12 protein-coding genes are annotated in these 12,661 nt (G+C 47.4%); 5 read left to right on the forward strand and 7 right to left on the reverse strand.

What is annotated here, in order from left to right:
- Positions 1-123 precede the first annotated feature (123 nt).
- Together QL223_RS09375 and QL223_RS09380 are read left to right on the forward strand one after the other, a co-directional pair.
- The gene (locus tag QL223_RS09375) at positions 124-813 is read left to right on the forward strand and encodes a hypothetical protein (RefSeq protein ID WP_002536686.1); all 690 of its coding nucleotides are present in this window, start codon (positions 124-126) and stop codon (positions 811-813) included.
- Between the two features lie 188 nt (positions 814-1,001).
- The gene (locus QL223_RS09380; protein WP_152442349.1) at positions 1,002-1,562 is read left to right on the forward strand and encodes a hypothetical protein; all 561 of its coding nucleotides are present in this window, start codon (positions 1,002-1,004) and stop codon (positions 1,560-1,562) included.
- A 7-nt stretch (positions 1,563-1,569) separates the two neighbouring features.
- On the opposite strand, the gene QL223_RS09385 is transcribed toward QL223_RS09380, so the two are convergent.
- The 7 genes from QL223_RS09385 to QL223_RS09415 all read right to left on the reverse strand — a co-directional run bounded on the left by QL223_RS09385 (position 1,570) and on the right by QL223_RS09415 (position 9,487).
- Positions 1,570-3,195: a PAS domain-containing protein gene (locus QL223_RS09385; RefSeq protein ID WP_002536687.1), complete on the reverse strand. Its 1,626-nt coding sequence runs from the start codon at positions 3,193-3,195 to the stop codon at positions 1,570-1,572.
- Positions 3,188-3,514: a DUF6614 family protein gene (locus QL223_RS09390; protein ID WP_039849631.1), complete on the reverse strand. Its 327-nt coding sequence runs from the start codon at positions 3,512-3,514 to the stop codon at positions 3,188-3,190. Before QL223_RS09390 ends, QL223_RS09385 begins: the two co-directional genes overlap by 8 nt.
- Before the next feature lie 22 nt (positions 3,515-3,536).
- Positions 3,537-4,712: an EAL domain-containing response regulator gene (locus QL223_RS09395; protein WP_002536689.1), complete on the reverse strand. Its 1,176-nt coding sequence runs from the start codon at positions 4,710-4,712 to the stop codon at positions 3,537-3,539.
- Between the two features lie 202 nt (positions 4,713-4,914).
- Positions 4,915-5,367, reverse strand: a complete 453-nt coding sequence (locus QL223_RS09400; protein ID WP_281544568.1) for a DUF1353 domain-containing protein — start codon at positions 5,365-5,367, stop codon at positions 4,915-4,917.
- Between the two features lie 308 nt (positions 5,368-5,675).
- The gene (locus QL223_RS09405) at positions 5,676-6,128 is read right to left on the reverse strand and encodes a hypothetical protein (protein ID WP_281544569.1); all 453 of its coding nucleotides are present in this window, start codon (positions 6,126-6,128) and stop codon (positions 5,676-5,678) included.
- A gap of 456 nt (positions 6,129-6,584) precedes the next feature.
- On the reverse strand, positions 6,585-8,648 hold the full coding sequence (locus tag QL223_RS09410) for a bifunctional diguanylate cyclase/phosphodiesterase (protein WP_281544570.1): 2,064 nt from the start codon (positions 8,646-8,648) through the stop codon (positions 6,585-6,587).
- Complete coding sequence (locus QL223_RS09415; RefSeq protein ID WP_281544571.1) at positions 8,645-9,487, reverse strand: transporter substrate-binding domain-containing protein; 843 nt, start codon at positions 9,485-9,487, stop codon at positions 8,645-8,647. The genes QL223_RS09410 and QL223_RS09415 overlap by 4 nt, the downstream gene beginning before the upstream one ends.
- Positions 9,488-9,778: 291 nt before the next feature.
- Here QL223_RS09415 and QL223_RS09420 point away from each other — a divergent pair, with 291 nt between their 5' ends.
- From QL223_RS09420 to QL223_RS09430, 3 genes are all read left to right on the forward strand, one after another.
- Positions 9,779-10,420 carry a DUF3047 domain-containing protein gene (locus tag QL223_RS09420; RefSeq protein ID WP_281544572.1) on the forward strand — a complete coding sequence of 214 codons (642 nt, stop codon included), beginning with the start codon at positions 9,779-9,781 and terminating at the stop codon, positions 10,418-10,420.
- A 205-nt stretch (positions 10,421-10,625) separates the two neighbouring features.
- Entirely contained in the window at positions 10,626-11,528 is a 903-nt protein-coding gene (locus QL223_RS09425) for a TonB-dependent receptor (RefSeq protein WP_281544573.1), read from the forward strand.
- An 8-nt stretch (positions 11,529-11,536) separates the two neighbouring features.
- Positions 11,537-12,661: a BamA/TamA family outer membrane protein gene (locus tag QL223_RS09430; protein ID WP_281544574.1), complete on the forward strand. Its 1,125-nt coding sequence runs from the start codon at positions 11,537-11,539 to the stop codon at positions 12,659-12,661.

Genomic DNA, 12,661 nt, shown 5'->3' on the forward strand with positions numbered 1-12,661 from the left:
AAAAATTGGGGTAATCGGTAACGCGAAGTTAGAGACATGGCTCAGAGTTGAAGCATGAACATTTACCAGATGGATAGGCCGCACCTACACTCATTGCGTTGACTGAATAGATAAAGAACCGACATGCTGCTTCGAACAGGGATTGCCTTTTTACTGACGTTCGCATTGACGGCCTGCAGTGCGGGTAACCGTCCCTTTGAATTTAAAAATCTTGCCAAATCAGACATGGACTTGATTACGGATATTCACATACTGGAAATCCGCGATGCGATACGTGATCTCACCGTAAAACTCTACAAAAGAAACCCAAGAGAGTTGGCTAAAGTGCCAGAGATGACGGTTTCTGGACGTCTGGATTCTTTTATGACGGTTCAACGGCCTGAAGGCGGCTATGCAGAGCTGGGTGGATTGGATGGGGTAGATGCGCTTTATCTGGCCTTTTCTGAGGAGTATGAAGGTGACCGGGTGTTTGCTTTGATGGTTGGTATCACCGGGATGATCAGCGCCAGTTACAACAATCAGTTGGAGTTTTACCTCCTCGACGATATCGATCAGCAAAAGCTCTATAACAGCGCCCGTAATCTGGAAACGGTGGCTTGGTTGCTCAATACACGGAAAGACATCAATGGTGATTTGATGCTACTGAGCAACGGTATCGCGTTGGATGGTACCCCAAACTACAGCTATGAGCGCGTGTTGGCGAAAATGATCGTGATTCAGGACATGATGGCTAAAATGGTCGCTGACAGCACCAACCGTCATATTAATCAGGTTGTCCATGGTGTGGCATCAATGACATTCTTCCCCATCTGAATTGCCTTCTTTTTGATACAAACATCCCGTAAGGAAACGATTGGTCTCACTCGTTTATAACTGTGAACTGACAGTCAGCTTTAATCCCCCAAACATAAATTGCCAAAAAAGTACCAGTAAAGGTGTAGGCATTTTACTCCCCTTATTAGGAAACGTTTAATATTCTTTATTGGTACTTTTTCTGTAAAGTGTTTAGTTATTTAACTCCCCTTGTTTCAATTAAGAGTCACAATGGATTCTATTTAATTACGTTCATTACAAATACCCTTGTTTCTCTGATTGAAACGCGTAGTCAAGGATCAAAACTCTCTCTTCTCGATGTTCGCTACCCGGCTTATGAGTTGGAAATGCTTTACCGTGACCGGATTTGGCCCGTGCGTTCAGCCATCATGGATTTAAATTATCCTAAGTGCTCACGACCAAGAGGCGTGAGCAGAAAAATACTCACAGAAGCAGCGAGTGGTGTGGGTGCAAATATTCACATTCAAGGAGAAAAGGGACGCTACGAGGTTGTGTACTCTCCACCAGATGGCTTTATCACAACGTTGGAGTTCTCTTTAGGTGGTTATGGTAGACACTTAAATGTGTCGGCCACCTTGTATTCAGGGCATCGGATCGCTTTATCTGCTTGCTTTGGCAGTTCAAACAGCATTTGGATTGCTGATCGGGAGGGCTTAATTGTCGCTATTCAAGATGCATTGACCTTGGTCTCTGCAATAAACCGCCATTTTGCAGGAGTCAGCCAATAAGGGCATTTTACTGCCCTCGGGCACTCAATATAGAGCGGATGTGTACGATCAGTTCATTAACCCGCAAAGGCTTTAACAAAAAGCCCTGAAGCTGTTGGCTTTCACCAATCTGGTCAGCAAAGTCATTCAATCCGGTGTAAAGCACCACGGGCAGTTCAGGGCTGTGCTTGCGCGCTTCATTGATAAGCTGTAACCCGGTGAGTTGTGGCATGGCCTGGTCGGTGACCAGAATCTGGTATTTATCAGGCGTTTTCCCTATTTCCCAAAGCGCTTCGCTTGGGTCGCTGAAGGTATCAACCTGCAGACCGAAAATCGGCAGCGTTGCTTTTACTACTTCAAGCATGATTTCTTCATCATCGACGAAGATGACTTTGGGCTGATGAAGATCAGCATCCAGCGGAATGCCAGACGAAACCAGATTCTCGGAATGTATAACGTGGTTTTCTGAGCGTTTGCTGCAGAGCGGAAGGTAGACGGTGAACTCTGTGCCTTCGTTTAGTTTGGTTTTAACGCTGATCCCACCTTGGTATCGGCTGATAATTCCATGAACGATGGCCAATCCCATGCCCGTACCTTCACCGTGCGCCCGGGTGGTGAAAAACGGTTCGTAGATATGTTCCAGCACTTTATCAACGATACCTACCCCGTTATCAATGATAGTGATTTTGGCGAACATGCCCGGTTGTGCCAGCCATTCAGATTCGATGTTTTCTTGAGTCAGTTCAACGGCGGAAACGTCAAAGCGGATTTTGCCTTCAAGACCTTGGCAGGCGTGATTTGCGTTGATGAGAAGATTGGTGAGTAACTGATGAATATGGGTGCTGTCGGCATGAATGATCAGGATTTCTTCCGGCAACGTGAGTGCGAGATTTGAGGTGAAGGCTTTGCTCATTTCCAATGCGCAGGTGACATCCTGACAAAGACGGTTAAGGTCCAGTTCTGTTCGGTCTTCATCCTGTTTCCGACTGAATGTGAGGATCTGCTTTACCAATAATCGCCCACGATCTAACACATCTTCAAGCTTCTCTAAGTGCTCGCCAACACGCTCGTAAGTTGGGGTGCTTTCCAGTTTAAGCGTGATTAAATCCGCCAGCCCGAAAGCAATCCCCAGCAGGTTATTAAACTCATGGGCAATCCCCCCTGCAAACGCGCCCAGCGCCTCCATTTTTTTGGCTTGCATTAACTGAGCGGCGAGCTGGTGGTTAAGCTCATCACTCTGCTTTTGTCGGGTGATGTCTTTATCAATCCCCACCATGCGCAGCGCCACACCATTTTCATCCCTCTCAACCACTTTGCCGCGATCGAGATTCCAACGGTATTGGCCATTCTTCATCCGAAGCCGGTTTTCATGCTCATGGAGTTCAACTTCACCGTTGATATGAGCCCGCAGTGCTTTCCAGGTAGATTCAACATCATCAGGATGCAGCATAGATTGCCACTGCTCAATGGTGGAGGAGACTTCCTGATTCTCATAACCCAGCGTTTCATACCAGCTGCCAGTCAGGTAGAGCTTGTTCTCTGTGATTTGCCAGTCATAGATACCATCAGATGCAATATCGATGGCGTGTCTGAGTCGTTCGTTCTCGGCTTCAAGTTGAGCGATACGTTTTCGCAGCTCATCGTTTTCAGACATTGTGCGTGTTCACATCACTATAGAAAAAGCTGATGTTGGTGACCTTTTGGTTAACACCCCGGTGAAGGGAAGCAATGGGCTCGTCGTCGGTTGCTACCACGTCCCAGCAGCGGTTAGCCTGCTCGTCGTCTTCAAAGTACATGGCAACCAATCCGTGTTGCTCAGGAGGCATAAGGTTGTAGCCTTGGTGTGGACGGCGCGAAAAAGACTGCCAGCCAATGTTGAGTCCCATCTCGTTGAGTTGTTTGGCATAAGCAGTGAATGCCTGTTCAAATTCGCTCTGATCCTGATCGGGTTTGAGCTCATACAATCCGTGCATTGAGACCAAAATAACGTCCTTATTAGTTGTAAATGTGATGGTTGAAATTTGCATTCCAGCTCATCAGGGTTTTTAACGGCATAGGCTTGGCAATGTAGTAGCCCTGAGCCGAGTCACACCATTCGTGCTGCAAATGTTCATAGATATCGTGGGATTCCACGCCCTCAGCAATGACTTTGAGTTCCATGCGTTTAGCCAAATCAATGCAGGAGCGGACGATGTTGAGAGACTGAGCGTTACTCAACATGGTTTTGGTGAAGGATTTGTCGACCTTCAACTCGGAAAATGGCAGCGTGTGGAATAGAGACAGGGAGGAATACCCCGTGCCGAAATCGTCGAGAGACAGCCCCACGCCTTTAATTCTGAGGTTGACCAAGATATCCAGTACATCCTGACGCCCTTCAAGAAACTCACGCTCAATCAGTTCCAGTGTGATTTGATGGGGCTTTAACTGGGTGCCGGCGATCAGTGAATTAAACCGGAACTGATATTCCGGCGTCACCAACGATGAGGCACTCACGTTGATGGAAATGGATTTGAAATGCGGCAATTGGACAAGTGCTTCGGCATCGCTAGCAACACGGTTAAGTACCCATAAGGAGAGTTTTAGCTTAATTCTGTCTGGTAAATCTGTGTGCAGAAACTGATCGGCACTTAACAGCCCAAGCTCAGGATGATGCCAGCGCAGCAAGCATTCGTAAGAGGTAACAACGCCATCCCTCAGGTTGATTTGTGGCTGATAGAAAACGTCCAGTTGGTCATCATCCATGGCTTCTTCCACATCAACCGGATTGACCTTGGCCACTTCCATTTTCTTTTTGTCGGCTTTGCCCTGTTTGGCAAACTCCAACATGTTCAGCAGCACTCTGCGGGTAAAAGGCTTGGAAAGTGAACCGATCACGTTGAAGTCGAGCGACTGGGCGAAGGTAGAGGCGGAATTCAGAATGGATTTGTCGTACCCGCTCAGCAGGATCACGCAGGGTTTGATGCTGAAACTGCTCAGCTCTTTGAGCAAGGCAATGCCGTTTTTATCCGGCATGTGTACATCGAGCAGCAGCACATCATTGGAGGTTGGCGCGGCGAAACGCAGCAGATCCATGCCCCGGTTATAACCTTTAGTGGGATAGCCTGTCTCACACAGCATTTGTGTGATGACATCGGTAAACTCGGTATTATCATCGACGACGTAAACGTTCAAAATCCCATTCCTTGACCCGGGTATGTGGCATCCACCAGTCCAGTAGAGCGCTCTGTTGCCTACCTACTGAAAACCTAACTTTGGAACTAGCTGCAAATATAGAAAATATCGGCGGTGCAGACTGAAAAAGTTGCGCAGGAATCTAAAGAGATTGAATACATTCCACCAATAAATACACAGTCTTTAATGTGAGTCGGTAATTTTAGGCAGTGTTTACAATTTCCTGGGGAAAGTGATACCTATTGATATTTGGTCTGTTTTTGACAAGGCGATAGAGCTTTCTCAGAAATTCTTTATCTTCCTCATCGTTGTCCCAGAAGAAGTGCCCACCTGCCCTGACGGCTCCCCAAATCATGTTGGCGCGCAGGTTATCCACCCGATTTTGGCGCAGCAGTTGGTAGAGGAAATCATCCGCCTGCTCGCGGTCAACCTGATGATTGTAGAACAGCCAGTCATGGACCAATGCTGGCATCATGATGTCTGGGTGAAAGGGCGTAAAAGTAATTTGCCAAGCGACAGCAGGAATGCTGGCACCGTCGTAACGGAAGTACTTTGGGACAACAATATCGACACCGTCGACTTGTATTTCAAAATCCCAGGTTAGTTCGTATTTGTTCGTCAATGCGCTGGGTTGCAGTTTGGGTTGCTTAAGCATGAGGGGCCTCCAAGTCGCTTCTGGAGGGTATAGGCTAACTAATACACTATTGTGATTGCGTTTAAAGATTGGGAAAAATAGAAAAGAAAAAGGACAGGCAATATGGAGTCAGCTCAAATGAGCATTGCCTGTCCAAAATGCAAATATTTGCATTGAAATAATTTACACCAACTACAAGGAACTTCCATGTCATTTTACTGAGTTACCATCAACGCTGCCTGATGATACCAGTAAAGTAGAGGTGGTAATGTATTGGGTGCATCAATTATTACCAACCTAAAGGCTCGCTACCATAGCCAAAAACGAATTTAAAACTGTTCAATCATTTCGCTGTCATCATGAATAAATCTCTTTGATATTCCGTTTTCCCTAACGAGTAATCCAGATTTATTAACATGATATTTGTGATCAACTTTTTTCCCATTGATCAGTGCACCGATGACTAAAAAGCAGAAATGTGCACCAACCTGACAATCTATTTGATAATTCCCTTTACCTCTATGTTTCAAAGCTTTGGAGATAGTGCCATCCCGATTACTGACTACCGTGACCCGCGATACTGAGGCAACCCTTGCCTCTGTGTCTTCAAAGGTGACTTTTTCGCGTGTCTGTTCTCTTTCTATTCCAAAGTGGGAGTAATAATATCCACCTTGTCGCAATGACGAATTTAAATCCGTCTCTCGAAGATTATTACTATTAACGATACAGGCTGTTAATAATAAGCTCGAAAAAGTTACCGCTAAGCATTTTACTTTTTTCATGGGAAGTCTCCCATTTTGTTAGTGAGTGTAAACACCCTGCTTAATCACATTTTATTATTATTTGGCTCGATAAAAGGAGCCATTCCCCTGATGTTCAATAACCTGCTTGTTGTGCTTATTACAGGTGCAAGTTCAATTTCAGTATTCGTCGAAGACGTGTTTTTGTTTTTCTGATTTAAGCTTTATTCAAGATGCAAAATTTTAAAAGTAAAAATTCACGGAAGGTTGAATAGATGTTAAATAAGTGAAACACAACTGTCGGATTGTTTAATAACTAACGGGCGGGATTCAGTGTTGTCACGCTTTCAGTACGGTGGTTAGCTGAACCTAACTATATGAATACTATAATTAAGTGATGACTTTTAGTCTGTCAGGCAGTGTGCAAGTGGTGGAGAAGGGAAATCGAAGAAAAAATGATATTTCTGTCTGGGGTTTTTATTATGTAAGGAGGTATTTTTAGACAGAAGAGCTGTGCTTGGCCTGACGACAGGCGACAAATTGGATGAAATCATCAATGACAAGTGGCTTAGCGTAGAAATAGCCTTGCGCATATTCAAAACCTTGATTGAGCAAATAGGTCTCCTGATCCAGCGTTTCGACGCCTTCAGCGATGACATCCATGTTCAGCTTATCTGCAAGGTACTTGACCACATTAAAGATGGCCTTGGCATCGTCATCCCCAGGCAGCACCTGAGTAAACTGGCGGTCAATCTTGATTTGGTCAAAGCCGTAGGTGAGCAGGTATTCAAGCGACGCAAAACCAGTACCGAAATCATCCAGTGAAACCGTCACCCCGGCATTTTTCAGCCAGTTTCGTACCTTGTTGGTAGAATCAGTATTGATCATCTGGGAAGACTCAGTGATTTCGATATCCAGGCTCTGCAGGGGCACATCATTGTCTTCTGAGCAGGAAAGCAGCTCTGCAATAAACCCGTCAGAGGTAAGTTGCTGAGGGGAAACATTGACGCTGAAGCGGAAGTTGTCCGGCAGGTGATCAAGGATCTGGCTGATATCGTAAAAGGCACGTCGCATGATCTCCCGTCCCAGTGCCACAATCAGGCCTGTGCGTTCGGCTTCTTCCACAATATCGACATGGGCGACATTCTGTTGTCTCTCGTTGTGATTCAAACGTAGCAATGCCTCGCAGCCAATGACCAATCCGGTTTTCATGCTGACTTTGGGTTGGTAATGCAGCGTGAATTCTTTGGTTTCGATAATGCGCTGCAGCGCCTTGCGGACGGCTTCACGGTTGGTTCGTGCTATATCGGCATCTTTATCGTAAAAACGCACACAGCGTCGTCCCGCTTCCTTGGCAATATAAAGGGCGATGTCGGTAGCATGCAGAAGTTGTCTCGGCGTGTGGCCATTTTCAGGGAAGAAGGCGACACCGATAGACGAAGAAATCCACTGGGTACTGGTGATGTCTTCACGTACAGGCGTGTTGAGTAGCGGTGTTAGCAAATCTTCCACGCTCCGCTGGTAACTCTGGGAGGGGATGATACAAACGAATTCATCTCCACCGGTGCGGCTGATGGACGCTTGCGGCAGTTGCTCTCTCAGCGCACGGGCAAATCTTACCAGCAACACATCTCCTTCCTGGTGCCCGTTGGCATCGTTATAGCCACCGAAGTCATCAAGGTCGAACGACACCAATGCAAAAGGATGCTCGTGATTACATAGGGTGTTGAGTTCCGAAAGCAAAGCCCGGCGGTTGGAAACATTCGTGAGCGGGTCGATTTCAGACAGGGCTTTGAGTTCGGCTTTGGCACTTTCCAGCTCTCGCATGTAGCTGACTGCCTGCTGCACGGAATTGTTGTAGGCGTGAACCAGTAAGCCAAACTCGTCGTTTTCATGGCCGTCTATCTTCAACAGTCTGGCGTTTTTCTGTCGCTCAAGCTTGGCGTTCTTATCAATAGAATCAATGATTTTGGAGAGTGGTCGCCCAATCTGATTGTGGAAGAGGATGGTCAGGATGATGGCAATAAGCAGTACTTCAGCCATGGTAGAAAGGCAGATGGTCCACACCAAATCGTAAAATTCGGCCTCAGAGGTGTGGAAGTGCACGGTGCCGACCAGATTCCCTACATGTTGGTCGATAAATTGACTATCGCGATAGATTTTGAACGTCAACGGATAGGAGAGAACAACCGTTTCATCGACAGGGAGGACCACACTCAACCACTCAGGAATCAAATGATGATGAGGTTGCTCGATGGATGCCACGGCATCGTCATAGTTGTCGAGAATGGCGACAGCCTGAAACAAATGGTCGCCTTCGAAGCCTTTCAGTAGCGAATGCCCTTGCGCAGAATCGAGGTTGAACGCCGCGTAGGCCGCGCCGTCGAGGATGTTTTCCAACTGCAGTTTGGCAGCCAGTTCTTTTTCAGTATTGAGGTGGTTGAGCTGAACCGACGCGATAACAACACTGATCACCACGCCGCCAATAATGCTCAATAGCATCACTGAAGCGACAAATCGCCTTAGCAGGGGGGCTTTGGTGCCGAACAGCTTTGAGGTCATAAATCCCCGTTATTCTCTGGCGGCTCGACAGCAGCACAAGACAGTGTGAAGGTATGTTCAGGGTCGTCCTTGGAGCAGATTTTATAGAGGGTGCCATCGTTAAGAAGCGTATGGTAAGCCTTGCTCATTCGGTCAATCACGACCTGATCTGACCCTAAGCTGAGAGCGAGGTTCAAAATCAGTGGTTTATCTGGGTCCCCAAGGTAGAAATACGCTTTCAAATCATCATTGCTGTTTTCGCTGTAGGCATACACAGACCAAAGCCCTGTGGCGTAATCGCACTTACGGTTTTGCAGCAAAGAAAGGTGCTTCGCAGGGCGGGCAATGCCGCCGTTGTCGGTTGGAATGGCTGATAGCGTTCCCCGTAAGGTGAACAGGTTTTCGTCGGGCTTAAAACCTTTATTTACCAAGTATTGATAGGAGTAAGTTTCTAGCTCTGAGCAGACACGGAAATTTTTGGCGTGGTCCAATGAATCCCCTTGCAGTTCAGAGCGGCTTTTTAAGCCTATCAATGAAGAACGTTCGAGTGCGTACAACTGGCCAACCCAGTGGAAGAGATCTTTGCGCTTTTCAGAAAAAGCCATGGAGAAGATGGCGACGTTTTTTTCCTTTTGCGCGGTTTTGTAAGCCCGTGCCCAGGGCATGACATCAATGGGTGAATCAAACCCAGCCTCGTCCAAAATGGCTTGGACCATGTCAACTGCACGACCGCCAAATTGCCCTTCTTCATCAATGACCTGAAAGGGTGGAAGTGTTTCAGATACCACCCGAAGGGGTTGTTCCGCAAAGGCTACGGCTGCCTGACTAAACAAGCCGAGGGAAACGTAAATTCGTCGCATAATATCCTGTAAATCAATCCATTGGCCGCGAACTAAAATCGCCTCAAACGACCTTTTCAATTTATGTCAGTGCATCTGGCACACTCGTCTTTACGTGTATATTAAGTAACCTCAAGATGGCTGAGTGTCTTATTTTTGGTACTTGTCAGGACTTTTTTTACGACTCGTTTTAAGTGCGTGTTGCATATGCCTTGTGCGCAAGCCATCCCATATTGAAATCAGGGGAAGAAATGAAATCTATATTGGGGATACCCGTTCTTATTTAGACAGCCGCTTAGAGGAAGAAATTGATTGAATAAATGGATTTATGCTCTGCTTTCCTGCTATTTGGTTTTCCTACCTCCTGTCTTAGCGGAGGAGACCATTGGCTTTTCCGAACTGTCCGAATGGCAGGTGAAAGCGTTTAAGAGCGAAACCCGATACCGTTTGATTGACGACGCATCGTTTGGTGGAGCTGTGCTACACGGGGAAAGTCAGGATGCTGCTTCAGGCTTAATCATGGAAAAGGAAATCGACCTGTTGGCAACGCCTTGGATGAGTTGGCAATGGAAAGTTGATACCTTTCCCACCACGGACAATGAGAAATTAAAAACGCAGGATGACTTCGCCTGGCGGATTTCGGTAACTGTGGTGCCGGGCATGACCATGATGAGCAGCAGAACCATTGTTTATGTCTGGACACCAAACCAACCGGAAAACAGTTTCTGGCCGAATCCATTTGCGCCAAAACGGTTCAAAATGTTGGCAGCGACCTCGGGTGACAGGAAAAACGAATGGGTCGCAGTTAGCCGGAATGTGCGGGAAGACTTCCAGCGCCTTTTCGGGAAAGACTATCAAACCCTCTCTGTGGTTGCTGTAACATCTGACAGTGACAATTCTCAATCTGAAACATCCGCCTATATTACGCCGCTGACTTTCTCTGAAACCCATTAACAAACAGCGCGTTACAAGTTCCGCTTGGCACTCGGGAAATCTCTACTTTTACATGTACACTTTCTAGTTTACTTTTGCCGTTTGCTGAGTATGATATGCGCCTCTTTAGGCTGCTGCGAAAGTCTTCCGCGCTCTTCTTCGCCCCTTCCGCAATTGCGCCTCCCATTTTTATTGCTCCTATCCGGGAGCATCTGGAAGCAGAAGTATGTTCTCGTTAAAACGTGTGCTTGCTGGCAGCTTGCTGTTGTGTTCAACCGCGAGCTGGGCTGACTCTTTTTCCCTCCCTATCTGGAAAGAAGAGGCCGAAGCATTAGGTTATGTCTTACCAAAACCGTTCGGGTTTAACGTGAGCTATATGAGCTTGGAACAGGGCATTGCGGTGGATTCAATTGGGTTTGAAGGGTTGGCTATAAAAGGAAAGCCAAGCTTTTTCAACAAAGATGGTATTACGCCTATTCACCCAGACATAGTTGCATCACCTGGACGCCAGTCGAGTGAAGTTTTGTCGCTGCGGGCAGATGTGTGGGTTTTCCCGTTTCTAAATCTCTACGGCCTGATTGGAAAGATGAAAGGTCAGTCAGAGACGATGGTAACCGTTAAAGGTGTGACGCTTGAAACAGACAAGAAAGATATTCACATTCCGCTGCAAGGAGTGAAGCCGTTCAGTTTTAAGTTAGATCTTGAAGGAGAGTTATTTGGCGGAGGCTTAGTTTTAGCTGGCGGTTACAAAAATTGGTTTGCGCTCTTGGATGCAAGTTATACCCAAACCGATCTGAGTGTTATTGATGGCGCGATTGATGCCTATGTAGTGTCACCGCGCGTTGGTTACGACTTCCACTCAAAGGGCGTTCCTATGCGCCTTTGGGCTGGAGCTATGTATCAGGATGTTGAACAGTCTCTATCAGGGTCTATCTCTAGTCTTGGTCTTCCTTCATTCCTCGATGACTTCACTGAAGATGGAAAATTCAATGTCGAACAGCGATTGACGACTCCCTGGAATCCGATTATCGGTATGCAATACCAAATCTCGCCGCATTTATATCTTCTTGGTGAAGCAGGACTTGGCGATCGCACCAGTGTGTTCTTCTCGATTGATATGCGTTATTGAGGGGAAACATGAAAGCGATGACATCTCTGGCGCTGCTCACGCTGGCATTGCCAACCTTGGCGCTGGCTTCCGAGACTGACCAACAGGATTGGATAGATAAGCTCCTGACAGAGTTGGGCTCGAGCGAGACGATCAATGTCGAAGAGGGCATTGATTGGGGCGTGCTGCCGGGGCCATTTGTGAACCCAGAGCAAGGCTTTGGCTTTGGTGTGGCCGCGGTGGGTCTGTATGCACCTTCAGACTGGGTTGAGACCACGCCTTACTCGACTGTGGCGGTGAAATCTTATGTCTCGACCTCAGGCTCCTATGGTCTCGGTGTGGAAAACCGCACTTATTTGAATGGCGATACCCTTCGTTTGTTGGCAGATGGATGGATCAGCCACGCGCCGGGCTATTACTGGGGTATTGGCCGCGATGCGGCGGAGAACAGTGATAACAAAACCAAGCAGCAGGCGCAGATCCTGAAACTGTCTCCGAAGGTGTCTTATCAATTCCTGTCAGAGTCTTACATCACTGTCGGCTGGGATTTTCAGCGCCTGACTCATCAGGAGTCTGATGGGCCGATTTTGTCGGGCTCAGCGCTGGATGACGCCATCAGCAGTGGTGCTGTGATGGCACTGGAGTACGACAGCCGGGATTTCGAACCCAATCCGGAGCGTGGCAGATTGGTCAGCGCCGAGTGGGTGTCTTACCGAGATGCGTTTGGCTCCGATTTCAACTACGACAGATTCACGCTGAACTACCGTGAGTACCAGCGCCTGTCGAAAGACAGCATTCTGGCGTGGGATATATATGGCCAGGGCGTGACAGGTGATGTGCCTTGGTATGCCTATTCCGAGCTTGGCAGCGACAAACGTATGCGCGGCTATTACATCGGTCAGTACCGCGACCGCTATCAGCTTTCCGCGCAGATGGAGTGGCGACACCAATTCAATGCCCGACACGGCATGGTGACTTGGGTGGGTGCGGGCAACATCGCGCCGGATGCGGACGCATTGTTTGATAACAGTTGGTTGCCAACGGCGGGTATTGGCTATCGCTTTGCCTTTAAACCAAGGATTAACGTGCGTTTCGATTTTGGTATCGGCAAAGACAGCAGTGGGTTCTATTTCCACATTAACGAAGCGTTCTAA

The organism is Grimontia sp. SpTr1, assembly GCF_947387585.1.
Taxonomy (GTDB): domain Bacteria; phylum Pseudomonadota; class Gammaproteobacteria; order Enterobacterales; family Vibrionaceae; genus Enterovibrio; species Enterovibrio indicus.